General features: G+C 65.8%; 25 protein-coding genes and 1 pseudogene. 12 read left to right on the forward strand and 14 right to left on the reverse strand.

The features are described 5' to 3' along the window. Positions 1–5: 5 nt before the first annotated feature. The 3 genes from gatC to BRA471DRAFT_RS21930 all read right to left on the reverse strand — a co-directional run bounded on the left by gatC (position 6) and on the right by BRA471DRAFT_RS21930 (position 2,442). A complete protein-coding gene (gatC, locus tag BRA471DRAFT_RS21920; protein ID WP_007611211.1) occupies positions 6–293 on the reverse strand; it encodes an Asp-tRNA(Asn)/Glu-tRNA(Gln) amidotransferase subunit GatC in 288 nt (95 codons plus the stop codon). 77 nt (positions 294–370) lie between these two features. Further along, a complete protein-coding gene (locus tag BRA471DRAFT_RS21925) occupies positions 371–1,447 on the reverse strand; it encodes a nitronate monooxygenase family protein (protein WP_007611212.1) in 1,077 nt (358 codons plus the stop codon). 17 nt (positions 1,448–1,464) lie between these two features. After that, positions 1,465–2,442, reverse strand: a complete 978-nt coding sequence (locus tag BRA471DRAFT_RS21930; RefSeq protein ID WP_007611213.1) for a nitronate monooxygenase family protein — start codon at positions 2,440–2,442, stop codon at positions 1,465–1,467. Between the two features lie 97 nt (positions 2,443–2,539). Here BRA471DRAFT_RS21930 and BRA471DRAFT_RS21935 point away from each other — a divergent pair, with 97 nt between their 5' ends. Then, positions 2,540–3,430, forward strand: coding sequence for a LysR family transcriptional regulator (locus BRA471DRAFT_RS21935; protein ID WP_007611214.1), 891 nt, complete (start codon positions 2,540–2,542; stop codon positions 3,428–3,430). A 215-nt stretch (positions 3,431–3,645) separates the two neighbouring features. Beyond that, positions 3,646–4,581, forward strand: a complete 936-nt coding sequence (locus BRA471DRAFT_RS21940; RefSeq protein ID WP_007611215.1) for a cyclase family protein — start codon at positions 3,646–3,648, stop codon at positions 4,579–4,581. A gap of 48 nt (positions 4,582–4,629) precedes the next feature. Here BRA471DRAFT_RS21940 and BRA471DRAFT_RS21945 read toward each other — a convergent pair whose 3' ends face one another. Beyond that, positions 4,630–4,848: a hypothetical protein gene (locus BRA471DRAFT_RS21945; RefSeq protein WP_007611216.1), complete on the reverse strand. Its 219-nt coding sequence runs from the start codon at positions 4,846–4,848 to the stop codon at positions 4,630–4,632. A gap of 46 nt (positions 4,849–4,894) precedes the next feature. Between BRA471DRAFT_RS21945 and ruvX the strand changes: the two genes are divergently transcribed. After that, the gene (gene ruvX, locus BRA471DRAFT_RS21950; protein ID WP_007603328.1) at positions 4,895–5,386 is read left to right on the forward strand and encodes a Holliday junction resolvase RuvX; all 492 of its coding nucleotides are present in this window, start codon (positions 4,895–4,897) and stop codon (positions 5,384–5,386) included. A 3-nt stretch (positions 5,387–5,389) separates the two neighbouring features. After that, a pseudogene (locus BRA471DRAFT_RS21955) lies at positions 5,390–6,310 on the forward strand (AEC family transporter); the annotation flags it as partial. A 106-nt stretch (positions 6,311–6,416) separates the two neighbouring features. Here the strand turns inward: BRA471DRAFT_RS21955 and BRA471DRAFT_RS21960 are convergent. From BRA471DRAFT_RS21960 to BRA471DRAFT_RS35815, 4 genes are read right to left on the reverse strand one after another with little or no spacing between them, the layout of a single operon-like run. Further along, positions 6,417–7,181 carry a CPBP family intramembrane glutamic endopeptidase gene (locus BRA471DRAFT_RS21960; RefSeq protein ID WP_007611218.1) on the reverse strand — a complete coding sequence of 255 codons (765 nt, stop codon included), beginning with the start codon at positions 7,179–7,181 and terminating at the stop codon, positions 6,417–6,419. A gap of 23 nt (positions 7,182–7,204) precedes the next feature. Further along, entirely contained in the window at positions 7,205–8,848 is a 1,644-nt protein-coding gene (locus tag BRA471DRAFT_RS21965; protein WP_007611219.1) for an acyl-CoA dehydrogenase family protein, read from the reverse strand. 20 nt (positions 8,849–8,868) lie between these two features. Next, a complete protein-coding gene (locus tag BRA471DRAFT_RS21970) occupies positions 8,869–9,642 on the reverse strand; it encodes a M15 family metallopeptidase (RefSeq protein WP_007611220.1) in 774 nt (257 codons plus the stop codon). Next, positions 9,639–11,033, reverse strand: coding sequence for a caspase family protein (locus BRA471DRAFT_RS35815; protein ID WP_007611221.1), 1,395 nt, complete (start codon positions 11,031–11,033; stop codon positions 9,639–9,641). Before BRA471DRAFT_RS35815 ends, BRA471DRAFT_RS21970 begins: the two co-directional genes overlap by 4 nt. A gap of 171 nt (positions 11,034–11,204) precedes the next feature. Here BRA471DRAFT_RS35815 and BRA471DRAFT_RS21980 point away from each other — a divergent pair, with 171 nt between their 5' ends. From BRA471DRAFT_RS21980 to BRA471DRAFT_RS21995, 4 genes are all read left to right on the forward strand, one after another. After that, positions 11,205–12,152: an aspartate carbamoyltransferase catalytic subunit gene (locus tag BRA471DRAFT_RS21980; protein ID WP_007603315.1), complete on the forward strand. Its 948-nt coding sequence runs from the start codon at positions 11,205–11,207 to the stop codon at positions 12,150–12,152. 5 nt (positions 12,153–12,157) lie between these two features. After that, on the forward strand, positions 12,158–13,459 hold the full coding sequence (locus BRA471DRAFT_RS21985) for a dihydroorotase (protein WP_035974174.1): 1,302 nt from the start codon (positions 12,158–12,160) through the stop codon (positions 13,457–13,459). Positions 13,460–13,491: 32 nt separating this feature from the next. Then, positions 13,492–14,088, forward strand: coding sequence for a glycerol-3-phosphate 1-O-acyltransferase PlsY (plsY, locus tag BRA471DRAFT_RS21990; RefSeq protein WP_007611223.1), 597 nt, complete (start codon positions 13,492–13,494; stop codon positions 14,086–14,088). A gap of 146 nt (positions 14,089–14,234) precedes the next feature. Next, the gene (locus tag BRA471DRAFT_RS21995; protein WP_007611225.1) at positions 14,235–15,449 is read left to right on the forward strand and encodes a patatin-like phospholipase family protein; all 1,215 of its coding nucleotides are present in this window, start codon (positions 14,235–14,237) and stop codon (positions 15,447–15,449) included. On the opposite strand, the gene BRA471DRAFT_RS22000 is transcribed toward BRA471DRAFT_RS21995, so the two are convergent. Next, positions 15,441–16,685 (reverse strand): amidase, encoded by a 1,245-nt coding sequence (locus BRA471DRAFT_RS22000; protein WP_007611228.1) that lies wholly within the window; start codon positions 16,683–16,685, stop codon positions 15,441–15,443. The genes BRA471DRAFT_RS21995 and BRA471DRAFT_RS22000 overlap by 9 nt on opposite strands. 90 nt (positions 16,686–16,775) lie before the next feature. On the opposite strand from BRA471DRAFT_RS22000, the gene dprA reads away from it, so the two are divergent. Then, positions 16,776–17,918 carry a DNA-processing protein DprA gene (gene dprA, locus BRA471DRAFT_RS22005; RefSeq protein ID WP_007611229.1) on the forward strand — a complete coding sequence of 381 codons (1,143 nt, stop codon included), beginning with the start codon at positions 16,776–16,778 and terminating at the stop codon, positions 17,916–17,918. Here dprA and BRA471DRAFT_RS22010 read toward each other — a convergent pair. Further along, the gene (locus BRA471DRAFT_RS22010; RefSeq protein ID WP_007611230.1) at positions 17,915–18,325 is read right to left on the reverse strand and encodes a helix-turn-helix domain-containing protein; all 411 of its coding nucleotides are present in this window, start codon (positions 18,323–18,325) and stop codon (positions 17,915–17,917) included. The genes dprA and BRA471DRAFT_RS22010 overlap by 4 nt on opposite strands. An 83-nt stretch (positions 18,326–18,408) precedes the next feature. Here BRA471DRAFT_RS22010 and BRA471DRAFT_RS22015 point away from each other — a divergent pair, with 83 nt between their 5' ends. After that, complete coding sequence (locus tag BRA471DRAFT_RS22015) at positions 18,409–19,017, forward strand: FMN-dependent NADH-azoreductase (protein ID WP_007611231.1); 609 nt, start codon at positions 18,409–18,411, stop codon at positions 19,015–19,017. A 71-nt stretch (positions 19,018–19,088) separates the two neighbouring features. Here BRA471DRAFT_RS22015 and BRA471DRAFT_RS22020 read toward each other — a convergent pair whose 3' ends face one another. Then, positions 19,089–19,271, reverse strand: a complete 183-nt coding sequence (locus BRA471DRAFT_RS22020; protein ID WP_007611232.1) for a hypothetical protein — start codon at positions 19,269–19,271, stop codon at positions 19,089–19,091. A gap of 175 nt (positions 19,272–19,446) precedes the next feature. Further along, complete coding sequence (locus tag BRA471DRAFT_RS22025) at positions 19,447–20,220, reverse strand: SDR family oxidoreductase (RefSeq protein WP_007611234.1); 774 nt, start codon at positions 20,218–20,220, stop codon at positions 19,447–19,449. 121 nt (positions 20,221–20,341) lie between these two features. Between BRA471DRAFT_RS22025 and BRA471DRAFT_RS22030 the strand changes: the two genes are divergently transcribed. Continuing rightward, on the forward strand, positions 20,342–20,821 hold the full coding sequence (locus tag BRA471DRAFT_RS22030; RefSeq protein ID WP_007611236.1) for a helix-turn-helix domain-containing protein: 480 nt from the start codon (positions 20,342–20,344) through the stop codon (positions 20,819–20,821). On the opposite strand, the gene BRA471DRAFT_RS22035 is transcribed toward BRA471DRAFT_RS22030, so the two are convergent. After that, positions 20,818–21,165, reverse strand: a complete 348-nt coding sequence (locus tag BRA471DRAFT_RS22035) for a hypothetical protein (RefSeq protein WP_007611237.1) — start codon at positions 21,163–21,165, stop codon at positions 20,818–20,820. The genes BRA471DRAFT_RS22030 and BRA471DRAFT_RS22035 overlap by 4 nt on opposite strands. Positions 21,166–21,448: 283 nt before the next feature. Continuing rightward, on the reverse strand, positions 21,449–21,688 hold the full coding sequence (locus BRA471DRAFT_RS22040; protein ID WP_035975069.1) for a hypothetical protein: 240 nt from the start codon (positions 21,686–21,688) through the stop codon (positions 21,449–21,451). A gap of 228 nt (positions 21,689–21,916) precedes the next feature. On the opposite strand from BRA471DRAFT_RS22040, the gene topA reads away from it, so the two are divergent. Beyond that, positions 21,917–24,676, forward strand: a complete 2,760-nt coding sequence (gene topA, locus BRA471DRAFT_RS22045) for a type I DNA topoisomerase (protein WP_007611239.1) — start codon at positions 21,917–21,919, stop codon at positions 24,674–24,676. Positions 24,677–24,681 lie beyond the last annotated feature (5 nt).

Below are 24,681 nucleotides of genomic sequence, written 5' to 3' on the forward strand. Positions count from 1 at the left end.
AAGAATTACTCGACCACTTTCGGCACCAGGAAGAAGTGACCCTCGGTCGCGGGCGCGTTGGCAACGATATCGTCGGCGATCTCGCCGTCATTGACCACATCCTGCCGCTTCTTCATCTGCATCGGGGTGACCGAGGTCATGGGCTCCACACCCTCGACATTGACCTCCGAGAGCTGCTCGACAAAGGCGAGCATGGCGTTGAGCTCGCCCTGCAGATGCGGAACCTCGCCCTCGGAAACCGCAATGCGCGCCAGATGCGCGATGCGGCGGACGGTAGCGGCGTCAACGGACATTATACAAGGCCTCTCACGGCAAAACCTATGTGCCGTATAGCAGAGGCCGCTTTTGCGCCGCAACCGGCGGCGGGAATCTAACCAGCCATCTGGCGCAGGCGCGCCAGGGCCGATTTGGCCAGATCCCGGGTCAATTCGGCTGCCGGGACCTCGCGGCCCAAGGCGATCGCCTGCCCGGCCCAGAGATTTGTGAAATCCACCCTGCCCTGCTTTTCGGCAGCCGCCTTCAGCGGTCCGAGCGCCGTTGCGGCGTGGGGAAATGGCGGCGCGTCCGGCGAAATCGGGCCGGCCTCGCGCATCAGGCGGTTCTGGACGCCGCGCGCCGGCCGCCCGGTCATGACATTGGTGATGACGGTGGAATCATCCCGTCCCTCGGCGAGCGCCGCGCGGGCCGCCGCACTGACCTTGGATTCCGGACAGCGCAGATAGGCACTTCCGATCTGCACGCCTGCCGCGCCGAGCGCGAACGCCGCCGCGATGCCGCGGCCATCCGCAACGCCGCCCGCCGCAATCACCGGGACCTTCACCGCGTCGACCACCTGCGGCACCAGCGCAAAGGTGCCGGGCTGTTCCGAGATCTTGTCGGTCAGGAACATGCCGCGATGGCCGCCGGCCTCCGCACCTTGTGCGATCACCGCATCAGCGCCGTGCTGCTCGAGCCAGACCGCTTCCCTCACCGTCGTCGCCGAGGAGATGACGAGACATCCTGCTGCCTTGACCCGCTTGAGCAGCGCGGCCTCCGGCAGGCCGAAATGGAAGCTGACGATCTCCGGCTTCAGCTCCTCCACGACCTCGCAGAAGCCGGCGTCGAACGGCGCGCGGTTCGCGGCATTGATGGGTGCGGCGGGATCGAGGCCATGCTCATTGTAGTAGCCCGCGAGGCGCTGCTTCCAGCGCGCCTCCGCCTCGGCCGTGAGCTCGACCGGGGTGTGGCAGAAGAAATTCATGTTCACCGGCGCGGAGACGCGCTGCCGGATGATGTTGACCTGCTCGCGCGCCTTCTCCGGCGACAGCATCGCGCTCGGCAGCGAGCCGAGCCCCCCGCCTTGCGCAACGGCGATCACCAGCTCCGCGTCCATTACGCCGGCCATCGGCGCCAGCACGATCGGAAATTCGGTCTTGAAGAGATCGATCAGTCGACGGTTCGGCCACATGGTTGTTCTCTCGCAGTTTAGGCGGACACGCTGGAATTACGCCGGCCGGCTAGCAGTTGCCCGGCCTCGGTCGCGATACGTTCGACGATTTCGGCGGCCGTCGGAATATCATGGATCAGGCCGACCGCCTCGCCCGCGATCACCGCGGCGATGTCGAAATTCCCGGCGGCCTTCGCAGCCGCATAGTCGGGCCCGACTGCGGCGACATTCTGCATCAGTTCGACCTCGCGGCCGATCCAGCGTCTGGCGTGATCGTTGACTAGGCACCGGCCGGTAAACGGCGCGGGCCAGACATTGTTGCGGGAGAGATCGAAAATGATGCCCCGCACCGTTGCGCCACTATCTGCCGCGCAGATGCGCCGCTTGGCCTCGTCTGCGCCATCGGCCTCCTGGCTCGCGTAGAAGCGCGTGCCGAGCAGCACGCCGCTTGCACCGAGCATCATCATGGCCGCAAGTCCCCGCCCGTCGGCAATACCGCCGGCCGCAACCACCGGCACACGACCCGCGGCAAGATCGACGATTGCCGGGACGAGATCGATCGTGGTGCGCGAAGCGCCGTGACCGCCGGCCTCCGTCCCCTGTGCGATCAGGACATCGGCGCCCGCATCGAGCGCTTGCCGCGCCATCGTCTCGTCCTGCACCTGGCAGATCAGGCGTGCACCGGCGCATTTGATGCTGGCGGCGAAGGGTGCGGGATCGCCGAACGACAACATGATCGCGGACGGGTTTGCGGCGAGCGCGATATCGAGAAGTTCGGGTCGCTTGGCGAGGCTCCAAGTTATAAAGCCGATCCCGAACGGCGCCTTCATGCCAGCGAGCTTGGCAATCTCCTGCTCCAGCCAAATCCTCTCGCCGTAGCCGCCGCCCAGGATGCCGAAGCCGCCGGCACGGCTCACCGCCGCGACGAGGCGGCTGCCTGCCACGACGTCCATCGGCGCCAGCAAAATCGGATGCTCAATCTCCAACAGCGTGGTCAGCGACGTCGCGATCGGCATGGCTCCTCCCAGGTCTGGACAGGGAGACTAGGCGCGAATACCATTCTCTGAAATTGAATTCTTGCGAACGCTGCCATCTCAAAAGAGAAACGATATTATGGAACTCAGCGACATCCAGACCTTCGCTGCCGTCGCCCGTACCGGGGGCATCACCCGTGCTGCCGAAGAGCTCAACACGGTGCAGTCGAACGTCACCCAGCGCGTGAAGGCGCTGGAAGCCGAGATCGGCACGCCGCTGTTCGAACGCCATAGCCGCGGCATGACCCTGACCGGCGCGGGCAAGCGCCTCTTGCCCTACGCGCAACGGATGTCCGCACTAGCGCGCGAGGCCGTGCTCGCCGCCTGCGACGACGGCGAGCCCAAGGGACCGCTCGCGATCGGCTCGATGGAAACGACCGCGGCGGTGCGGCTGCCGCCATTGCTCGCGGACTTTCATCACCGCTTTCCCGCCGTCCGGCTGAGCCTGCGCACCGCGCCCACCGCCGACCTCGTCGCTTGCGTGCTCGAAGGCACGCTCGACGGCGCCTTCGTCGCAGGTCCGATCGCGCATGCAGATCTCACCGCGACAAGCGCGTTCCGCGAAGAGCTGGTGCTGGTGAGCGCGCGGCGCTGGGCCACGCTCGCCGAGCTGCGCGCCGGCACGCCGGAATCCGGTCCAACCGCGCTGGCGTTCCGCACCGGCTGCACCTACCGGCAGCGGCTGGAACAGATCTTTGTCGAGTTCGGCTGGCCGTCGGCCGCACGCTTCGAGCTCGGCACGCTCGACGGCATGATCGGCTGTGTCGCCGCCGACATGGGCGTGACGCTGCTGCCGCGCGCCGTGGTCGAACGCAGTGCGATCAACGGCAGCGTGTCGATCCACGCGCTGAGCCATTCGCACGCGCAGGTCGAGACGCTCTTCATCCAGCGTCGTGCCGGACATCAAACCAGCGCGCTGAACGGGTTTGCCGCCTGCCTCAAGCAAGACGACGAGGTCATCGCGGCCTGAATACCAGCGCGTTCCACCGCGCGAAATTCAATGTCACAAATGTGTCGCACTTAATTCAATCGACGCTGCGCGCGGTGAGTGCTGCGTTCAGCCGCCGCAGCATGGCCCCCCAAAAAGTTTTGAAGCCCGCGGCTTTTCTACGTTAGGATGAGCGACTGGCCAGCGCGAAATCATAACGAAGCCAAACATCGGCAAAAACATCGGGAGGACTATCGATGCGCAATACGCTCGTGTTGTGCTGTGTCGCCGCGTTGTCTGCGACGATCGAAACAGCAAGCGCCCAGGACTGGACCAAGTCGAAATGGGGACCGAACGACGAGATCGGTGCCGCCAACTACATGACGCCCGAACTCGTGCTGAAGGCTGCATCTCTGGTGAAGACCGGAAAGACCTACGCACTCGGCATTCCCGTTACACCACAAACGCCCGCCTATCCGCCGCGCGCATTCAAGCTCACCATCGTGCAACCCGGACAGGCCGGCATCCCGGGTCTCGGTCCCAACAAGGCGACCTACAACGACGATATCCTGGACACCTGGGTCGGCATCGGCAGCCAGATCGACGGCCTCGGCCATCTCGGCGTCGAGCACGTCTATTACAACGGCAACAAGCTCGCCGACTTCGCCGACCCGAACGGGTTGAAGAAGCTCGGGATCGAGAAGGTCCCGCCGATCGTGACCCGCGGCGTGCTGCTCGACATGGCGGCCTATTACGGCACCGACATCGTGAAGGAAGGCACCGCCTTCAACGTCAAGGAGATCGACGAGGTTGCCAAGAAGCAGGGCGTCGAGATCCGCCAGGGCGACGTCGTCATCTTCCACACCGGCTGGCTCAGCCTGATCGGCAAGGACGACAAGCGCTATTCGGCCGGAGAGCCCGGTCTCGGCGTCGAAGGCGCAAAATACCTGACCAGCAAGGGTGTCGTCGCGATCGGTGCCGACACCTGGGCGCTCGAGGTGCTGCCGTTCGAATCCAAGAACGTGTTCGAGGTGCACCAGATCCTGCTCGCGATGAACGGGACCTACATCCTCGAGAACATGGACACGGCCGCGCTCGCCCGAGACAAGGGCTACGAATTCCTGTTCGTGCTGGGCCAGCCGCGCTGGACCGGCGGCGTGCAGGCGATGATCAACCCGATCGCGATCCGTTGATCCGATACCGGGCGAGGAGCCTGCAGTCCGCAGACGCCCTCGCCCGGCCTATCTCTCCGGCCTGAGATGCCACCGCCGCAGCGCCACGACGGCCCAGATCGCCTCGACCACGCCGAACGGCCAGGCCCCTTGCAGGAAGCCGTAAGCCGAACCGAGCACGCAGGACATTGCGAACAGCAGCACGAACCAGTGGCTGCGGTCTTCCAGAGCGTAAGTGACCAGCATGGCTGTCACGGCGAACAAGCCGAATAATGTCAGCGCATCCATGTTCCGGGTTCACTCCGCAGCGCGACGCGTGATATGCGCTAATCCCATGCCGGCTCTTATCCTGCCTCTCGTCGATGCTGCAACCCACTGGCCCGAACGCGGCGGGTTGGTCGGCCTTGATCTGGGTACCAAGACCATTGGCGTTGCCGTGTCCAATCCGGACCGTCGGTTGGCGACCGGCGTCGAGACGATCCAGCGCAAGGCGTTCAAGCAGGATGCCGCTCGGCTGCTCGCGATTGCCAGTGAACGCAAGGCCGTCGGCTTCGTGCTCGGCCTGCCCATCAACATGGACGGCAGCGAGGGCCCGCGCGCGCAATCCACCCGGGCCTTTGCTCGCAACCTCGCCGGCCTGACCGCGCTGCCGATCGGCCTCTGGGACGAGCGCCTGTCGACCGCCGCGGTCGAGCGCGAACTGATCGGCATGGACGTCAGCCGCGCCAAGCGCGCCGAAGTGATCGACGAGCACGCCGCGATCTTCATCCTGCAAGGCGCGCTCGACCGCCTCGCCAATCTGCGCGCAGCCCCGGGGCCTGACTGATCCATGGCCGTCGTGATCGCGGCGCTCCTCCCCGTCTTTATCCTGATCGTCCTTGGCGTGGTGCTGAAGCGCACGCTGATGCGGCTCGATACGCAATGGAACGGGCTGGAGCGGCTGACCTATTTCGTGCTGTTTCCGATGCTGCTGATCCAGACGCTGGTGAAGGCCGACTTGTCCAAGGTCCCGGTCGCAGGCGTCGGCGGCGCGCTGCTGCTCTCGGCGCTCGCGATGTCGCTGCTCTGCCTCGCGCTCCGCCCGGCCCTGTCGCGGCTCGATATCGACGGCCCCGCCTTCACCTCGATCTTCCAGGGCGCGATCCGCTGGCAGACCTATGTGGCGCTGTCCGTTTCCGCCAATATGTTCGGCGAGGTCGGGCTGGCGCTCGCCTCCGTCGCGATGGTGGCGATCATTCCGCTGGTCAACGTCCTCAGCGTCGCGGTGCTCGCCCACTACGCAGCGCCGGAGAAGCAATCCGCGCGCACCGTTGTCATGACGGTTGTCCGCAATCCCCTGATCTGGGCCTGCGTGATCGGGCTCGTCGTCAACGTCATCCATCTGCCCCTGCCGAAGATCTGGCATGAGGTGGCGGACGCACTTGGCCGCTCCTCGCTCGCCATCGGCCTGCTCGTCACGGGCGCCGGCCTGCATCTTGAAGGCCTTTTGCGCCCCAGCACGGGTGCCGCTATCGGCGTGGTGTTCAAGCTGGTGCTGATGCCCGTGATCGCGCTGGTGCTCGCCGTCTGGTTCGGACTGTCCGGCGACAGCCTCGCGATCGTCGCGATCTGCGCCGCGGTGCCGACCTCGACCAGCGCCTATGTGCTGGCCCGCCAGATGGGCGGCGATGCACCGCTACTGGCGCAGATCATCACGCTGCAGACGATTTTGGCGGCGATCACCATGCCGATCGCGATCGCGCTGGTGGCCCAGAACTCGTCATTGCGAGGAGCTCTTGCGACGAAGCAATCCAGACTGTCTCCGCCGAAAGATTCTGGATTGCTTCGCTTCGCTCGCAATGACGGAGTATGGGGCCTCAGCTCCCCAACCACATCGTCAGCACCACCGCCGTCAGATTGTTCAGCGCATGCAGCACGATCGTGAGCCACAGTGAGGTGCTGCGATAGCGCATGTAGCCGAACCAGAGACCGATGGAGAAGACCTCGGCGAGGAAGTACAGGTCGTATTGCAGGTGCACGACCGTCCACACCAGCGACGAGAGGATGATCGCGCCGGGGACGCGCAGGAAGCTCGCCGACCAGCCGCGGTAGAGAAAGCCGCGCGCCAAAACCTCTTCGGACATCGGCGCCGCCACGCTGAAGGCGAACAGCAGCATCACGGCGGCGCCCTTGTCACGGCCGGATTTCAACAGATCGGTCATGAAGCCCGGCGTCGCCTCGCGGCCGAGACTCCGCGACATCGTCTCCCAGGCCACCACGATCAGGATCAGCCCGACGGCGCCGAACAGGAGTTGCTTCCAGGACGGCCAATAGAACGCGAGATAGTCGACGAAGGAGGCCTTCTTGATGCGGATCGCCAGCCACACGGCGACCAGCGTCGCCGGCAGGCCCATCGTGACCGACAACGCGAGCGACGCCGGCTCGCCGCCGACGTGCTGCATCGACGCGAGGTCGATGGGGTCGCGGGCGACCCAGACCAGATAGACGATGGCCCCGATCTGCCCGACGAACATGGCTGCGAAGATAGCGATGCCCCACAGTGCCGTGCCCCAGAATTTCCAGACCCGCGGTGGCGCCGGCGTCCCGGTGAGCGGAGGATGATCGGGATTGAGGGAGTCCATTAAAGCGCTTTCGTTAGGAAGGCTCACGGCAGCGCCCGCTCCAGCAGCGCGCGTACATCGCCGCTCTCGAGATCGACCGCGCCGTACATGCTGGCGTGGTTCGTGGCGAGGCGCGTGGCGGCGAACAGTTCGGCTTGACGCGGTGACACGCCGTTGAGGGCGGCGGCGGCCGCAAGCAGCGCCAGCTTCTCGACCGCAAGGCGCGCGACGCGTTCGCCGTCCGAGCGTCGGAAAGTCTTGCCGATGAACGAGACGGCATCACCTGCCCCTGGCAGACCGTTCGTTTCGGCAGCAAGCGCTTGCAGCACCGCCATCGCCGCCTCCGGCTCGCGCGAGAGCGCGCGCAGCACGTCGAGGCACATGACGTTGCCCGAACCTTCCCAGATCGCGTTGACCGGCGCCTCCCGGTAGTGCCGCGCCAGAACGCCGTCCTCGACATAGCCGTTGCCGCCGAGGCATTCCATGGCTTCGTAGAGGAACGGCGGCGCGCTCTTGCAGGTCCAGTATTTGATCGCAGGCGTCAGCAGCCGCATGTAGGCGGCCTCAGCCGGATCGTGCGGCGTCCGATCGAAGGCGCGGCAGAGCCGCATCACCAAGGCTGTGCTTGCTTCGACGTGCAAGGCCATGTCGGAGAGCACGGCCTGCATCAAGGGCTGATCGGCTAGATGTTTCTGGAACACGCTGCGGTGCCGGGCGTGATGCAGCGCGTGGGCGAGCCCCGAGCGCATCAGGCCAACCGAGGCGATCGCGCAATCCTGCCGGGTGAGTTGCACCATCTGGATGATGGTGCGGATGCCCTTGCCCTCGTCGCCGACGGCTTCCGCATAGGCACCGACGAACTCGACCTCGGACGACGCATTGGAGCGGTTGCCGAGCTTGTCCTTCAGCCGCTGGAACTGGATCGCGTTCACCGAGCCATCCGGCGCGAAGCGCGGCATGAAGAAACAGGTCAGTCCCTGGTCGGCCTGGGCCAGCACAAGGAAGGCGTCGCACATCGGCGCCGACATGAACCATTTGTGGCCGGTGATGCGGTAGGCATCGCCGTCGCGCACCGCGCGCGTCATGTTGGCGCGCACGTCGGTGCCGCCCTGCTTCTCGGTCATGCCCATGCCGAGCGTCATGCCGCGCTTCTCCCACCACGGCGCGAAGGAGGGATCGTAGCTCTTCGTCGACAGCACTGGCATCACTTTGGCGAGCAGATCAGGCTGTATCGCCAGCGCCGCCACGGAGGCGCGCGTCATCGTGATCGGGCAGAGATGGCCGGTCTCGACCTGCGCGGCCATGTAGAATTTTGCCGCGCGGACGACCTCGGCGGCATCGCCCGCGGGTCTTCCATCCGCGGTCCAGGTCGAATTGTGCACGCCGGCCCGGGCGCTGTGGGCCATCAGTTCATGATAGGCCGGATGAAACTCGACCTGGTCGCGCCGATTGCCCTTGGCATCGAAGCTGCGCAGCTTCGGCGTGTTCTCGTTTGCGGCGCGCCCCCGGTCGGCCATCGCAGCCGAGCCCCAATGCTTGCCGAACTCGGATAGTTCCCGCTCCGCAGCCGCGCCGCCATTGGTCCTGACCGCCGCGACCAGCGGCTGGTCCACGGCGAACAGATCGACGTCCTCGAACGGCGGTGACTGGTTGAAGACCTCGTGGGTCGCGAAGCTGGGCTGGGTCATCTCGTGTCCTCGGCGCGGAATCAGTTCCGCCGGGGCTGGATCGGGAAATCATAGGCCGCCCCTCCCGCCCCCGGCAGTGAAAAGTGCCACCACTCCTTCGCATAGTTCACAAAGCCTTGCCTCGCCATCGCTGCCACGAGCCGCTTGCGCCAGGCGCGCTGGTCCGGACTGATCGACGGTGCGGCGGTGTGCCCTTTCACGTCGGTGCAGTCATAGCCGGTGCCCATGTCGACGCTGCCCTCGGGCGGGCGCGACTCGACCGGCGCGGTACAGTCGGCGTAGGCCTTTGACGGGTCGTATTTGCCTGAATTGTCGGCCTTGAGATCGACCAGCGTGAGGTCGAGCGCAGCACCCGTCGAATGCTGCGAGCGGCTTGCGATGTAGCCGAGGCGGAACAGCTCGGTCTTGGGAATTTTGGGATTGTAGCGCCGCTCGGCGGCGGTCTCGTGGCCGTTCTGCGACCACTTGACCATGTCGAGCGAGGCCCGCGCCGGCCGGTAGCAGTCGAACATCTTCAGCGAGAGATTTTGCGCCGCCAGTTCCTGCTGCACCGCCTTCAGCCGCAGGCCCACCTCCCGCTTCACCACGCATTCGCCGGCGCCGTAGCCGGCGAGCGGACGGCCGACGAAATTGTTCGCGGTGGCGTAGCGGATGTCCTGGATGATGCTGGGGTCGATGTCGCGCAAATAGACGAAACCGCCGGGCAATGTCTGTGCCCGCACCGGCGCGAGGGCTGACGTCGCCAGCAGCCCAATAAGCGCTGCGCGCGCCGCGATCCCAGTCTTTGCGGTCATTGCACCGTATCCGAGTTGACCAGAAGTTTTGTGATCGCGGTATCCGTGTATTTATTGCCGGCCCAGACGTCGTCGATGATGAATTTCAGCCAAAAGGCGGCTATTGGCGAGCGCAATCCCAGCAGCTGCGCCGACAGCTTGTCGTCGAGGATGAAGATCTGCGACTCGCCGCCGGAGAACAACACGCGGAGCTGGCGAACCCTGTTGTTCTTGGCAAATATGTCGGGGCTCTTCTGGTAGCCGTTCTGCACATGGATCGATTTGACCCGTCGCAGGGTTTCGAACTCGACCGTGACCCATTCGCCAATACCGTTGCCTGGCGCGCCCTCGACCCAGGCCGTCCCCGTCGAGGCGTCAAACAGGTTCGTCGCGCCGTATGAATTGCCGAATTGCGGCTTTAGCATCGAACTGACGCAATAAGTTTCAAAGCCGCTGCGGGCGCAGCTTTCACCTGGCGCGGAAGGGCGCGGTGGACGCATGGTCGCGCGCTCCGCGACCGCAGGCCCGGCCTGCGGCTTCACCAGCATGCCCGCCACTGGCCGCTCCGACGACAGCGGCGCCCAGAGATAGATGCGCCCGCCGAGGGTCTGGTCGTAATAGGCCGGTGTTTGCTCGTGCGGCGCGGGTTGGCCGCCGCCATCGGTCGCGATCAGCGCTAGAGCTGCCACGCGTTCGCGCACCTCAACCGCGAGATCTCCGAGATGCAGCTCGGGCCGTTTCAGCTGCTCGACGAATATCCGCGTGAACACCGAATTATGAGCCGTGTCGTTGCTACCGAGCTGGTCGAGCGCGGTTTGGCCGATCCCCGCCGAATAGAGTGTGAATATCCCGCGCGCGGGCCGGGCATCAGCGAGCCCTCGTGTGTTCCCGATCGAACGACCCGCGGCGCGCGGAAACGGATTGTCACGACAGGCATCGATGACGACGAAGGCCACGCGCACCGACTTCGCCTGGAGCTCCGCGATCACATCGGGCTCCGCGATTGAGGCGCCGCGCACCCGCGCTTCAGCGCCCTCGGTGACAGCAGGCACATCGCTCGGCACGAGGTAGTTCACACCGGCGATCGCAACGCCATGCCCCGCATAAAACACGGCAGCGGTATCGCCCGGCTCGAGCCGCGCGGTGAAATCCGCGAGCCGGTCGATCATGCCCTGGCGGCCGAGGTTGGTCCCCAGCACGATCTCAAAACGGAGTGATCGCAGCGCATCCGCGATGGTGGTTGCGTCATTGGTCGCCTTCTTCAATTGACGGTCCGGCGGGAGGTTAGGATAGAGGTCGTTGCCGATCACGAGCGCCACGCGCTTCTCCGCCAGCGCCGGTGTCGCCACGCCGACAAGGCAAACCGCCGCCAGCGCAGCAGCATTGCGCACCAGTCGATTAAAATACCGCATGCCCGTCATGCTCCGGCCCGTGACGCAACGAATGGCGCGAGTCTAGCGCAAAGCGGTAGCCCCGAACACGGGCGGGCGGAGCCCTCCCTCCGGCAAGTGTCGGGGGATAACTCCCCGCCCGGGCTTTGGCCCTTGCCCCCCCGGCCATCCCCGCCTATAGCTCTCGCTTTAATGACATCGAAATCGACCTTCGTCCTCGGCCACCGGCATTTGCTGGGCATCGAGGGCCTTTCCGCGGCCGACATCACCGGCCTCCTCGACCTGTCCGAAGAATATGTCGAGCTCAACCGCCAGGTTGACAAGAAGCGCACCGTCCTGCGTGGACGGACGCAGGTGAACCTCTTCTTCGAGGCGTCCACCCGGACCCAATCCTCGTTCGAGCTCGCCGGTAAACGGCTGGGCGCCGACGTCATGAACATGTCGGTGTCCTCCTCATCCATCAAAAAAGGCGAGACGCTGGTCGACACCGCCATGACGCTCAACGCCATGCACCCGGATATCCTGGTGGTGCGCCATCACGCCTCGGGCGCGGTGGAACTGCTGGCCCGCAAGGTCGACGGTTCCGTGATCAACGCCGGCGACGGCGCGCATGAGCATCCGACGCAAGCCCTGCTCGATGCGCTGACCATCCGCCGCAACAAGGGCCGGCTCGAAGGCCTCGTGGTCGCGATCTGCGGCGACGTGCTGCATTCGCGCGTCGCCCGCTCCAACATCATCCTGCTCAACGCGATGGGCGCCCGCGTCCGCGTCGTCGGCCCCTCCACGCTGCTGCCGCCCGGCATCGAGCGGATGGGCGTCGAGGTCGCGCGCGACATGCGCGAGGGGCTCAACGGTGCCGACATCGTGATGATGTTGCGGCTCCAGCGCGAGCGCATGAACGGCTCTTTCGTGCCGTCGACCTCCGAGTATTTCCATTATTTCGGGCTGGACCAGAAGAAGCTCGCCTACGCCAAGCCAGACGCCCTCGTCATGCATCCCGGCCCCATGAACCGCGGCGTCGAGATCGACACTGCGGTTGCTGACGGCGCGCAGTCCCTGATCCGCGAACAGGTGGAAATGGGCGTGGCCGTGCGCATGGCGGTGCTGGAAGCGCTCGCCCGCAACCTGCCGAACGCGTGATGCTCATGTTGACCGACCGCCGACCCATCCTGCTTGCCAACGCCCGCGTCGTCGACCCCAGCAGGGATTTCGATGGCCCCGGCGATGTCCTGATCGCCGACGGCATCATCCGAGAGGCCCGCCGCGGCATTGGCGCTGCCGGCGTCCCCGAGGGCACCGATGTCGTCAACTGCGCCGGCAAGATCGTCGCACCCGGCCTGATCGACATGCGCGCCTTCGTCGGCGAGCCCGGCTTCAGCCATCGCGAGACCTTTGCGTCCGCGAGCCAGGCGGCAGCGACCGGCGGCATTACCACCATCATCTGCCAGCCCGATACCTTGCCGGTGATCGACAATTCGGCGACCGTCGACTTCGTGATGCGCCGCGCCCGCGACACCGCCATCGTCAACATCCAGCCGATGGCGGCGCTGACCAAGGGCATGCGCGGCGAGGAGATGACCGAGTTCGGCCTGCTCAAGGCGGCCGGCGCGATCGCCTTCAGCGACTGCGACAAGAGCGTGATCAATGCGCAGGTGATGCGCCGCGCCTTGACCTACGCGCGCGATTTCGACGCGCTGATCGTGCACTACACCGAGGATCGCGATCTCGTCGGCGAAGGCGTGATGAACGAGGGCGAGTTCGCATCGCGGCTCGGCCTGATGGGCATCCCGAACGCGGCGGAGGCCGTGATGCTGGAGCGCGACATGCGTCTGGTCGCGCTCACCGGCGGTCGCTATCACGCGGCCTCACTGACCTGCATCGAGTCGCTCGACGTGCTCAAGCGCGCCCGCGACGCCGGCCTCGCCGTGACCGCCTCGGCCTCGATCAACCACCTTGCGCTGAACGAGAACGACATCGGCCCTTACCGTTCGTTCCTGAAGCTGTCGCCGCCGCTGCGCACCGAGGACGACCGCCGCGCGCTGGTCGCCGCCGTCGCCTCCGGCCTCGTCGACGTCATCATGTCCGACCACAATCCGCAGGACGTCGAGGTCAAGCGCCTGCCTTTCGCGGAAGCAGCCCCCGGCGCCATCGGGCTGGAGACCATGCTCCCGGCGGGCCTTCGCCTCGTGCACAATGATGAGCTGGACCTCAAGACGCTGATCCGGGCGATGTCGACCCGGCCAGCCGAGATTTTGGGATTGCCTGGCGGAACCCTGCGCACGGGCAGCCCCGCCGACGTCATCGTGATCGACCCCGATGTTCCCTGGGTGGTCGATCCCGCCGACCTCAAATCGCCCTGCAAGAACACGCCGTTCGATGAGGCCCGCTTTACAGGGCGCGTGGTGCGCACCATTGTCGGCGGACGGACGGTGTACGAGCATGTCTGACGTGCGGAGCTGCAGCCAGGGAATTTGCAGACATGGCGCTTGAATTGTTCCTGCCGGTGGCTTTCGCCATTGGCTACCTGCTCGGCTCGATTCCGTTCGGGCTGATCCTGACCAGGCTCGGCGGCACCCAGGACATCCGCTCGATCGGCTCCGGCAGCATCGGCGCCACCAATGTGCTGCGCACGGGGCGCAAGGGCCTTGCCGCCGCGACCCTGCTGTTCGACGCGCTCAAGGGCACCGTGGCGGTGGTGATCGCCGGCTACATCGCCGGTCCCAATGCCGCGATGCTGGCCGGGCTTGGCGCCTTCCTCGGCCATCTCTTCCCGGTCTGGCTCAAGTTCAAAGGCGGCAAAGGCGTCGCCGTCTATATCGGCATCATGCTCGGGCTGTTCTGGCCGGCCGCGGTGGTGTTCTGCCTGCTCTGGTTGGCGACTGCCTTTACCGCCCGCTATTCCTCGCTCTCGGCCCTGGTGGCCTCGTTCATCACCCCGCTGTTCCTGCTGTGGTTCGGCCAACCCGCGCTCGCGGCGCTGGCGGCAGTGCTGACGCTGCTGTTGTTCTACGCTCATCGCGAGAACATCAAGCGGCTGCAATCGGGCAAGGAAAGCCGGATCGGCGAGAAGGCATAAGCCGGGAATCCACGGATACCGCGGCACCCCTTCTGCGTTATATCGCAAATGGTGTTCGCAACTTGCGGCCGAATCACGGCTGTATGGACGAACGGGTTCCAGGCCTTGGCCCTGATCGTGGGCATGGCTCTACGCGGTTGCTCAGAATGAGCGAGAAGATTGTCAGCGCGCAAGACGATGGCGATTTGCGAGGTGCTGCCTGCACCGCAGCAAGCCGGCTGCTCTCGACGACGGATATCTGGTCCGCGGGGCCCTCGCCGGCTCCTGCTCCCAAGCCTCTGCCCGTTGCGCCACCAGCGCCGCCGCCTGCTCGCATCGCGCAAGCTCCTCTGACAGTTGAGGCCGTGATCGCTGCGGCGCCAGTTGCACCCGCGCGGCTCCGCGCCAACCCATGGCCGCCGCAAAAACTGTCGCTGGCGCTTCAGGGCGGCGGCACCTTCGCCGCTTTCACCTGGGGCGTGCTGGAGCGGCTGCTGGAAGAGCCATCGATCGCGATCGACACCATCAGCGGCACCAGTGCCGGCGCCATCAACGCGCTGTTGCTCGCCTCCGGTTTCGCCGAGGGTGGCCGTGAAGGCGCGCGCGCGCGGCTGAACCGGTTCTGGATCCGGCTGATGCACGAGGCCTCGTTCCGATCGCTGATGCTGATCGGCGGCTTCTCGCCGGCGGGAAGCTCGGTCGCGTTCGGTCCGACGCTGCGCTCCGGCCAGTTCGATCCGTTCGATCTCGATCCGCTGCGGCAGGCGCTGTCGCGCGACATCAACTTTTCCGCCTTGCGCGACCCGCGCTGCCCGAAGCTGCTGATCGCAGCAACCCGGATCCGCGACGGGCAGCAGCAGATCTTCCGCAACGACGTGATCACCGCCGACGTCGCGCTGGCCTCGACCTGTCCACCACTGGTTCATTGCGCGGTGGAGATCGATGGCGAGGCTTATTGGGACGGCGGCCTCGGCGGCAACCCGCCCCTGCTGCGGCTCGTGCAGGACACGACGAGCGCCGAAATCCTGCTGGTCCAGGTCACGCCGGCGCGCGACAGCTACGTGCCGATCACGCTCGCCGCGATCGACCGCAGGCTGGACCAGATCGCGGCCAACGCCGCCCTCAATGCCGAGATCGCGGCGATTGAATGGGCGCAATCGCAGGCCGCATCGTCGCTGAGGCTCTCCAGGATCGCCGCGGAAGATTTCGTCGACGGCCTGGCGCAGCGCTCGTCCACCGATCTCGGCCGCGGCTTCATTCGCGCGCTTCACCGCAGCGGCCGCGAGGCCGCCGGGCGCTGGCTCAAGCAAGGTACCGATCACGGCGCAGCGCCGGCCGCATCCGGCCAGCGCATCGTTGCCCGCGAACCTGCGCTAGCCTGATTTCGCCAGCGCCTGCTCCAGGAACCACGCCGTCGCCAGCGCATGCGCGTCGTTGCCGAACCGCGCGATCACCTGCACGCCAATCGGCAGGCCATTGGCCTTGAGCACCGGCACGTTGACGCAAGGGTTGCCCATCAGCGTCCACAGCCTGTTGTAGCGGGGGTCGCCGGTGCTCGCGAGCTCCTTGGCCGGCGGCGTGCCCGGCGCCGAATAGGTCAGCAGCACGTCGAACCCCTCGAACAACTCGCCAAGCTCGCGACGCCCGCGACGGCTGATCCGGCGTGCGTCGTCGTAGTCCTTGGGTGTGAGACCGACCGTCGCATCGAGACTGGCGCGCAGCATCGGTGCGATCTCGTCGTGGCGTTCGGAAAATTCCCAGGCGAGCGCGCGATGCGCCTCGAAGTCCTGAATGATCGGATGAATGCGCCAGGCCTCCTGCACCGCTTGCGGCAGATCGATGTTCTGCACGCTGGCGCCCGCCCGCGTCGCCGCCTTGATCGCGGCTTGCAGCCCCTCCTCCGCGGCCGGCTCCACGTCGCCGGCGAACTCCTGCCTGACGACGCCGATGCGCGGCGCTTTCGCCGGGACGATGCCGGCGAATTCGGTGCGGCCGGTCATCGCGAGCAGTCCGCGCGCGAGATCTTCCGCGCGCGCGCCGAACAGGCCGACCGTGTCGAGCGCCCATGAATAGCATTTGACGCCGACCGTCGGCAGCATCCGGAACGACGGCTTGATCGCGGCGGTCCCGCAATAGGCGGCGGGGCGGATCACCGAGCCGCCGGTCTGGGTGCCCAGCGCCAGCGGGATCATGCCGGCGCCGACGGCCGCGGCCGAGCCCGAGGACGAGCCGCCCGGCGTATGGCCGAGATTGTGCGGATTGAGCGTCGGGGTCGGATCGCGCGAGGCGAACGCCGTGGTGGTGGTCTTGCCGATGATGGTGGCGCCCGCCCGTTTCAGCATCATCACGACAGGCGCGTCCGCGCGCGGCTGCCAGCCGCGATAGATCGATGATCCCATCTCGGTCGGAAAATTGGCGGTGTCGATGATGTCCTTGATCCCGACCGCGATGCCGCGCAGCGGCCCGGCGCCTTGCGCCTTCGCGGAGCTGTCGTGACGGACGAAGGCGTGGACGTCCTTCTCCCTGGCCTCGATGGCCGCATGCGATTGCGCGATGGCGGCCTCGGGCGAAAGTTCGCCCGCTTCGATGCGGCGCTGGAGATCGGCGAGTGAGATCATGGCAATACCCTTCTTATTGGTATCGCTTTTAGCATCGGGCCGACGCCGCGCAAGCGCACGTCGCTGTTGCCTACGCCCTCAGGTTGTTCCATGCTGCGCCTGCAAGGAGCTGCCGTGGACGCCATCAATCCCAGCGTGGAGCTGACCGAGGCCGACAGGATCGACCGCCTGCGGCTGATCCGGTCCGACAATGTCGGGCCGCGCACGTTCCGGTCGCTGGTCGATCATTTCGGCACGGCGCGCGCGGCGCTGGAGCGGCTGCCGGATCTCGCACGCCGCGGCGGTGCGCAGCGATCGGCGCGCATCTGTAGCGCCGAAGAGGCGAAAGCCGAACTCGCCGCGAGCCGCAAGTTCGGCATCGCCTGGCTCGCGCCCGGCGAGGACGGCTATCCCGCGCGGCTGGCAACCCTCGACGATGCGCCGCCGCTGCTCGCCGTGCGCGGCGACAATGCAACGCTGATGCGGCCGATGATCGCGATCGTCGGCTCGCGCAACGCCTCCGGTGCAGGCTTGAAATTCGCCGGTCAGCTCGCCCGCGAACTTGGAGAAGCAGGCTTTGTCGTCATCTCCGGCCTCGCCCGCGGCGTCGACCAGGCCGCGCACCGCGCCAGCGTCGAGAGCGGCACCATCGCCGTGCTCGCCGGCGGCCATGACTGCATCTATCCGCCCGAGCATGGCGATTTGCTCGCAGCGATCCTCGACCGCAAGGGTGCCGCGATCTCCGAGATGCCGCTCGGCCACGAGCCGCGCGCCCGCGACTTCCCCCGCCGCAACCGGCTGATCTCGGGCGCCGCGCTCGGCGTGGTCGTGGTGGAGGCGGCGCATCGCTCGGGCTCGCTGATCACCGCGCGCATGGCCGCCGAACAGGGCCGCGAAGTGTTCGCTGTGCCGGGCTCGCCGCTCGATCCGCGCGCCGCCGGCACCAATGATCTGATCAAGCAGGGCGCGACGCTCGTCACCGAAGCCGCCGACGTCGTCAACGCTGTCGCACCGATCATGGAGCGGCCGCTGATGCGCACCGCGCGCGAGCCGGACAGCGAGCCGTTCGAAAGCGACCCGCAAGGACACGACCGCGACCAGATCACCGGCCTGCTCGGCCCTGCCCCTGTCACGATCGACGATCTCGTGCGGATGTCCGGCGCCTCGCCTGCGATCGTGCGCACCGTGCTCTTGGAGCTCGAACTCGCCGGCCGGCTCGAACGCCACGGCGGAGGCTTGGTCTCGCTGCTTTAAGGAGTGTTCCGCTCGTCGAAGCGCGTGCGCGCCGAGGCGATCTGCTCCTGATGCGTGATCGCCCATTCGCCGAGTGCCTTCACCGGCTGCTGCAGCCCGCGGCCGAGATCGGTCAGCTCGTAATCCACGCGCGGCGGAATGGTCGGGAAGATCGTGCGTGTGACCAGGCCGTCACGCTCGAGCCCGCGCAGCGTCAAGGTCAGCATCCGCTGCGAGATGCCGTTGATCATGCGCTTGAGCTCGTTGAAGCGCTTCGGCCCATCGCTGAGCATCATGATGACGAACACGCTCCATTTGTCGCCGACGCGCGCGAGGATCGAGGCGACGCCGCGGCAGTCCGCATGGTTGGGATCCGGCCTTGGTGCGGCGGGCAAATCGATGTGCGCAGGTTTCAGGGATGTGCCCATGGCTCAAAAAGGTGCGTTCTTGCGAGGATTTCGATAGTCACTCATGTAGCTCTGGTTACAAACTTATACCAGGGTGATCCCGAATGAAACTCCTCCACATCGACTCCAGCGTGCTCGGCCCCCACTCCGTTTCCCGGCAGGTCTCCGCCGCCATCGTCGACCGTCTCAGGCAGGCGACGCCATCGCTCGACATCGTCTATCGCGACCTGACGCAGAGCCCGCTCGCCCATCTCTCCGGTTCGCATCTCGCGGCCGCGCAAGGCGCGCCTGCACCGGCGGAACTCGGCCCCGACCTCGCCGCCAGTAAGGCCGCGCTGGACGAGTTCCTCGCCGCCGACATCGTCGTGATCGGCGCGCCCATGTACAATTTCACGATTCCGAGCCAGCTCAAGGCCTGGATCGACCGGATCCTGGTGGCGGGGAAGACGTTCAGCTACGGCGCGAACGGACCGCAGGGCCTTGCCGGCGGCAAGCGCGTGATCTTCGCGATCTCGCGTGGGGGCTATTACGGCGCGGGCACGCCCACCGCGTCGCTGGAGCACCTCGAAAGCTATCTGCGTGGCGTGTTCGGTTTCATCGGGATTCATCATCCCGAATTCATCACCGCCGATGGAATCCAGGTCGGGCCGGAGCATCGCGAGAAGTCGCTCGCAAGCGCGCTCGAGGCGGCGACCACCCTGCGCGCGGCCTGAGGCAACCCGCACATCATCAGCCGCCGCAACTCGGTCGCGGCGGCTGATTGAACGGCGCGCGATCGGCGAAGTTAGAACCAGGCGCCCTGAATGCCCAGGATGACGGCGACCAGCGAAACGAACAGGCCGATGCCGGAGAAAAGAACGATCCCGATGAACTCGGAGGTGTCGGAACGCTTGGCGGGAGCTGCGGAGTTTTCGGTGTAAATACGCGGTGCTGAAATCGGGGAAATAATACGAGCTGCCTTTGGCATATCGGGCTCCCTTGAAAATGAGTCTTCGTGACCCTGCCCGTAAAAGTGTCTTGGCAGCGCAAGCGAAGGTTCAACGCCTCACGCAAGGTTCAGAAAATACAGCTCGCGAGGCGTGGGAACCGGCCGGCGCAACCGGTTTGCGCGCGCCGACCGATTCAATTTTCACTTCAATCGATCAGCCGCGATAGATCGGCGCGCCGCTCGGCGAGGCGACCGCGCCGCCATCGACGAAGATTTCCTGGCCCTGCACATGCGCGGAATCGTCGGAGGCGAGGAACAGCACCGTCTTCGCGACGTGATCTGTTTCACCAATGCGCCCCAGCGGCGTCGTCAGTGCGATCCGCTTCTCGAACGCCTTCTCGGCTTCGGGCGTCGCGGTCGCAGGCCCCCAGATCGGCGTGCGGATCGCACCGGGCGCGACCACGTTGACGCGAATGCCGCGCGGCGACAGTTCTGATGCCATGATCCGCGCCATCGCCCGCACGCCGGCCTTGGCGGCGCCATACGCCGAATAGCCGGGAATGCCGAGCACGGAGATCACCGAGCCGCTGAGGATGATCGAAGCGTTGTCGTTGAGATAAGGCAGCGCGGACTGAACGGTGAAGAACACGCCGGTCAGATTGGTGCTGATGACCTTCTCGAAGACCTCCAGCGTGGCCGAACCGAGCGGCGTGCCGCCGGCGATGCCGGCATTGGCGAACACGATGTCGAACTTGCCGAACTTTTCGGCGCCCTTCTTGATCGCAGCTTCGGTGGCGGCGATGTCGGTGGCGTCCGCGGCCAGCGCGAGCGCGTTCGGACCGAGCTCCTTCGCGGCCGCCTCGAGCGTCTCCTTGTTGCGCCCGGTGATCACCACCTTGGCGCCCTCGGCCACGAACAGCTTTGCCGTTGCCAGTCCAATGCCGCTATTGCCGCCGGTGATCAGGGCCGTCTTGTTCTTCAGTCTCACGTTCGCCTCCAGTGGTTGCATCATAAAACTACGATTGCCATCTAGGACATATGGTTTTATGATGCAACCACACGAGCGCGTGATCGGCGACAGGACCGTGCGATCGCGAAAGGACCAGACCATGGTGAAACGAACGAGCTTCGAGGGCGATGCGTGTCCGATCGCGCGATCGCTGGAAGCGATCGGCGACCGCTGGTCGGTGCTGATCATCCGCGAGGCGCTGTTCGGCCTGCGCCGCTTCGGCGAGTTTCAGAGCAAGCTCGGCATGGCCAAAAACATCTTGTCGACGCGGCTGAGCGCACTGGTCGACCACGGAATCCTGACGACGGCCCCCGCGTCGGACGGCAGCGCCTATCAGGAGTATGTGTTGACGGAAAAGGGCCGCGGTACTTTCCCGATCCTGGTAGCCCTGCGGCAATGGAGCGAGGCCTTCGACGATCGCCCGTCGGAGATCGCGACCATCCTGGTCGATCGCGAGAAAGGCCGCCCGGTGAAAAAGCTCGAGCTGCGCGCGGAGGACGGGCGGCTGCTGACGCAAGCCGATACGACGCTCAAACCGCGTCGTTCATCGCAGCAAGGCAGCCAGAGGCGGTCTCGCTAGCATCCTACGAGAGTAGCCTGGCGGACCGTTTTGATGCGGGTGCTGCTCTGATTATGGCGGCCGAACACGTTGTCATAGTTGAGATCGTAGACGCAGCCGATCTTCATTGCGTCGAATTCCGCATTGCGCTCGATCACGTAATTGCCCGCCGGATCTGTCTTGAGACGGACGACACCGGTCTCCGCCCATGCCGGGTCGAAGCCGCGATAGATGGCGCGGTCCGTCCGGCCGGTGATCGTGAACCAGAGGATCAATCCTCCGATCAGCGAGGCGACGATGACCAGGCCGCGAACGTCGCTGGGCAGCCTGCCCGCCCGGGACTCTGGGTTGAAGGCGTTCTTCATGTCCGTTTGGTCGCCGGCGCGAGCGCGGCAGTTCACCAGCCCAGATAGGCCCGGCGTACCAGATCCGGCGCGCGCCCGTTTCTTCCCTGGCTCGCACAAGGACTTTGGCGCAGCAAGCTCCAATCTCTCGCCCTCATCCTGAGGTGCTCGTCGTGCAAAGCAGGGCGAGCCTCGAAGGACGACAGCCCGGCTGAATCCCGGCCGCTCATCCTCGAGGCTCCCGGCGCGATGCTTTGCTACGCGCTCGCGCGCGGATGGCGGGTCTGATACTGGCCGGGTGGCTTCACGACAGCTTGCGCTTGCTCCGTAGCCGCAGATGCTCGTCGGCCTCCAGCTTGGTCATTCCCAGGAGATAATGCAGCACGTCCAGCTTGTGCCGCTCGGCAAGCTCGCGCAGTGCCCCGACCTGCTCGGCGATGAAGGCGACCGCCTCCTCGACGCCACCCTCCCCCGGTTCCTCGTGACGCGAGCCTCCCGCCGCGCGCGCTGCGGCGCCCGCCCGTTTCTTTCCTGGCTTAGTCACCAGCCCCCACCCGAATCCATCGCCCCGCAGAAACATTACGCCGACATCGGCCGCAACTCAAAGGTGGTAATTTGCAACTTTCTCGATATGAAACTTTTCCCATCGGGATGGCTTTCAACACCCCTCGATTTGACAGCGAGGGCCTCACCACCCATGTTCGGGACGAAAGGGTCGACCCGAATCTCATCGAATTCGGCCCCAAATTTCCCCATAAGTTACTGGAACTACATGAATATCGTCATTGTGGAGTCGCCGGCGAAAGCCAAGACGATCAACAAGTATTTGGGCTCGTCCTACGAGGTTCTGGCCTCGTTTGGCCATGTCCGCGACTTGCCCGCGAAGAACGGCTCCGTCGATCCCGACGCCAATTTCAAGATGATCTGGGAGGTCGACCCCAAGGCGGCCGGCCGGCTCAACGACATCGCCAAGTCCCTCAAGAACGCCGATCGCCTGATTCTCGCCACCGACCCTGATCGCGAGGGCGAGGCCATCTCCTGGCACGTGCTGGAGGTCCTGAAAGAGAAGCGTGCGATCAAGGACCACAAGATCGAGCGCGTGGTGTTCAACGCCATCACCAAGCAGGCCGTCACGGACGCCATGAAGCATCCGCGCCAGATCGATGGTGCGCTGGTCGACGCCTATATGGCGCGGCGCGCGCTGGACTATCTGGTCGGCTTCACCCTCTCTCCCGTGCTGTGGCGCAAGCTGCCGGGCGCCCGCTCGGCCGGCCGCGTGCAGTCGGTGGCGCTGCGGCTGGTCTGCGACCGCGAGCTCGAGATCGAAAAGTTCGTTGCGCGCGAATACTGGTCGCTGATCGCGACCCTGCTGACGCCGCGCGGCGACGCCTTCGAGGCACGTCTGGTCGGCGCCGACGGCAAGAAGATCCAGCGCCTCGACATCGGCACCGGCGCGGAAGCCGAGGACTTCAAGAAGGCGCTGGAAGCAGCCGCCTACGCCGTGACCGCGGTCGATGCCAAGCCGGCCCGGCGCAATCCGCAGGCGCCCTTCACGACCTCGACGCTGCAGCAGGAAGCCAGCCGCAAATATGGCTTTGCGCCGGCGCACACCATGCGCATCGCGCAGCGGCTCTATGAAGGCATCGACATCGGCGGCGAGACCACCGGACTCATTACTTATATGCGTACCGACGGCGTGCAGATCGATCCGTCCGCGATCACCCAGGCACGCAAGGTGATCGGCGAGGATTACGGCAACGCTTACGTGCCGGACGCGCCGCGCCAGTACCAGGCCAAGGCCAAGAACGCCCAGGAAGCCCACGAAGCGATCCGGCCGACCGACATGTCGCGCCGCCCCGACAGCATGAGCCGCAAGCTCGAATCCGACCAGGCGAGACTCTATGAACTGATCTGGAAGCGCACCATCGCGAGCCAGATGGAATCGGCCGAGCTGGAACGCACCACGGTCGACATCACGGCGAAGGTCGGCGGCCGCACGCTGGACCTGCGCGCCACCGGCCAGGTCGTCAAGTTCGACGGCTTCCTCGCACTTTATCAGGAAGGCCGCGACGACGAGGAGGACGAGGACTCCCGCCGCCTGCCCGCGATGAGCCCCAACGACGCGCTGAAGCGGCAGTCGCTCGCCGTCACCCAGCACTTCACCGAGCCGCCGCCACGCTTCTCCGAGGCCTCGCTGGTCAAGCGCATGGAAGAGCTCGGCATCGGCCGGCCCTCGACCTATGCCTCGATCCTCCAGGTCCTCAAGGACCGCGGCTACGTCAAGCTCGAGAAGAAGCGCCTGCACGGCGAGGACAAGGGCCGCGTCGTGGTCGCGTTCCTCGAAAGCTTCTTTGCCCGCTACGTCGAATACGACTTCACCGCCAATCTGGAAGAGCAGCTCGACCGCATCTCCAACAACGAGATCTCCTGGCAGCAGGTGCTGAAGGATTTCTGGACCGGCTTCATCGGCGCCGTCGACGAGATCAAGGATCTGCGCGTGGCGCAGGTGCTCGACGTGCTCGACGACATGCTGGGACAGCACATCTATCCGGCGCGCACCGACGGCGGCGACATCAGGCAATGTCCGAGCTGCGGCAACGGGCGGCTGAATCTCAAGGCCGGCAAGTTCGGCGCCTTCGTCGGCTGCTCGAACTATCCGGAATGCCGCTACACCCGTCAGCTCGCCGCCGACGGCGAGGCCACGGCTGACCGCTCGCTCGGCCAGGACCCTGATACGGGGCGCGATGTCTGGGTCAAGGCCGGCCGGTTCGGCCCCTACATCCAGCTCGGCGAGCAGAAGGATTATGCGGAGGGCGAGAAGCCGAGGCGCGCAGGCATTCCGAAGGGGACGTCCCCTGGAGATGTCGAGCTCGAGCTTGCGCTCAAGCTGCTGTCGCTGCCGCGCGAGATCGGCAAGCATCCGGAAACCGGTGAGCCTATCACCGCGGGTCTCGGCCGCTTCGGGCCGTTCGTGAAGCACGAGAAGACCTATGCCAGCCTCGAGGCCGGCGACGAAGTGTTCGACATCGGCATCAACCGCGCGGTGACCCTGATCGCGGAGAAGATCGCCAAGGGCCCGAGCCGCCGCTTCGGCGCCGATCCCGGCAAAGCGATCGGCGATCATCCCACCCTCGGCACCGTCACGGTGAAGGGCGGCCGCTACGGCGCCTACGTCACGGCCGGCGGCGTCAACGCGACGATCCCGAGCGACATCGAGAAAGACGCCATCACGCTGCCGCAGGCGATCGCGTTGATCGACGAGCGCGCGGCCAAGGGCGGCGGCAAGAAGCCGAAGAAGGCGGCTAAGCCGGCCAAGGCCAAGAAGGCTGCGGCGAAGGCCGCCGACGGCGATGACGCCGCGCCAAAAACCAAAAAGCCGGCCGCGAAGAAGGCGGCCAAACCCAAATCCGAATCCACCAGCAAGGCGCGCGCCGCCGTGTCGTCGACGGCCAAGACTTCGGCCATCAAGACGTCGCCGACCAAGGCAGCTGGCGCCAAAGCTCCGGCCAAGAAAAGTGCCGGCACCAAATAGAGGTT

It is taken from the genome of Bradyrhizobium sp. WSM471, from assembly GCF_000244915.1.
Classification (GTDB): Bacteria; Pseudomonadota; Alphaproteobacteria; order Rhizobiales; family Xanthobacteraceae; genus Bradyrhizobium.

Bases quoted from the DNA above. Each gene is read 5' to 3' on its own strand.
- topA (WP_007611239.1), top strand. From the start codon at position 21,917: ATGAATATCGTCATTGTGGAGTCGCCGGCGAAAGCCAAGACGATCAAC.
- BRA471DRAFT_RS21945 (WP_007611216.1), bottom strand. From the start codon at position 4,848: ATGGATGCGCTGACATTATTCGGCTTGTTCGCCGTGACAGCCATGCTG.
- BRA471DRAFT_RS22035 (WP_007611237.1), bottom strand. From the start codon at position 21,165: ATGAAGAACGCCTTCAACCCAGAGTCCCGGGCGGGCAGGCTGCCCAGC.
- BRA471DRAFT_RS21940 (WP_007611215.1), top strand. From the start codon at position 3,646: ATGCGCAATACGCTCGTGTTGTGCTGTGTCGCCGCGTTGTCTGCGACG.
- BRA471DRAFT_RS21935 (WP_007611214.1), top strand. From the start codon at position 2,540: ATGGAACTCAGCGACATCCAGACCTTCGCTGCCGTCGCCCGTACCGGG.
- BRA471DRAFT_RS22010 (WP_007611230.1), bottom strand. From the start codon at position 18,325: ATGGGCACATCCCTGAAACCTGCGCACATCGATTTGCCCGCCGCACCA.
- BRA471DRAFT_RS21925 (WP_007611212.1), bottom strand. From the start codon at position 1,447: ATGTGGCCGAACCGTCGACTGATCGATCTCTTCAAGACCGAATTTCCG.
- BRA471DRAFT_RS21965 (WP_007611219.1), bottom strand. From the start codon at position 8,848: ATGACCCAGCCCAGCTTCGCGACCCACGAGGTCTTCAACCAGTCACCG.
- BRA471DRAFT_RS22030 (WP_007611236.1), top strand. From the start codon at position 20,342: ATGGTGAAACGAACGAGCTTCGAGGGCGATGCGTGTCCGATCGCGCGA.
- gatC (WP_007611211.1), bottom strand. From the start codon at position 293: ATGTCCGTTGACGCCGCTACCGTCCGCCGCATCGCGCATCTGGCGCGC.
- BRA471DRAFT_RS21980 (WP_007603315.1), top strand. From the start codon at position 11,205: ATGACATCGAAATCGACCTTCGTCCTCGGCCACCGGCATTTGCTGGGC.
- BRA471DRAFT_RS21930 (WP_007611213.1), bottom strand. From the start codon at position 2,442: ATGCCGATCGCGACGTCGCTGACCACGCTGTTGGAGATTGAGCATCCG.
- BRA471DRAFT_RS21985 (WP_035974174.1), top strand. From the start codon at position 12,158: ATGTTGACCGACCGCCGACCCATCCTGCTTGCCAACGCCCGCGTCGTC.
- BRA471DRAFT_RS35815 (WP_007611221.1), bottom strand. From the start codon at position 11,033: ATGCGGTATTTTAATCGACTGGTGCGCAATGCTGCTGCGCTGGCGGCG.
- ruvX (WP_007603328.1), top strand. From the start codon at position 4,895: ATGCCGGCTCTTATCCTGCCTCTCGTCGATGCTGCAACCCACTGGCCC.
- BRA471DRAFT_RS22000 (WP_007611228.1), bottom strand. From the start codon at position 16,685: ATGATCTCACTCGCCGATCTCCAGCGCCGCATCGAAGCGGGCGAACTT.
- BRA471DRAFT_RS22015 (WP_007611231.1), top strand. From the start codon at position 18,409: ATGAAACTCCTCCACATCGACTCCAGCGTGCTCGGCCCCCACTCCGTT.
- BRA471DRAFT_RS21960 (WP_007611218.1), bottom strand. From the start codon at position 7,181: ATGGACTCCCTCAATCCCGATCATCCTCCGCTCACCGGGACGCCGGCG.
- BRA471DRAFT_RS21970 (WP_007611220.1), bottom strand. From the start codon at position 9,642: ATGACCGCAAAGACTGGGATCGCGGCGCGCGCAGCGCTTATTGGGCTG.
- dprA (WP_007611229.1), top strand. From the start codon at position 16,776: ATGCTGCGCCTGCAAGGAGCTGCCGTGGACGCCATCAATCCCAGCGTG.
- plsY (WP_007611223.1), top strand. From the start codon at position 13,492: ATGGCGCTTGAATTGTTCCTGCCGGTGGCTTTCGCCATTGGCTACCTG.
- BRA471DRAFT_RS22020 (WP_007611232.1), bottom strand. From the start codon at position 19,271: ATGCCAAAGGCAGCTCGTATTATTTCCCCGATTTCAGCACCGCGTATT.
- BRA471DRAFT_RS21995 (WP_007611225.1), top strand. From the start codon at position 14,235: ATGAGCGAGAAGATTGTCAGCGCGCAAGACGATGGCGATTTGCGAGGT.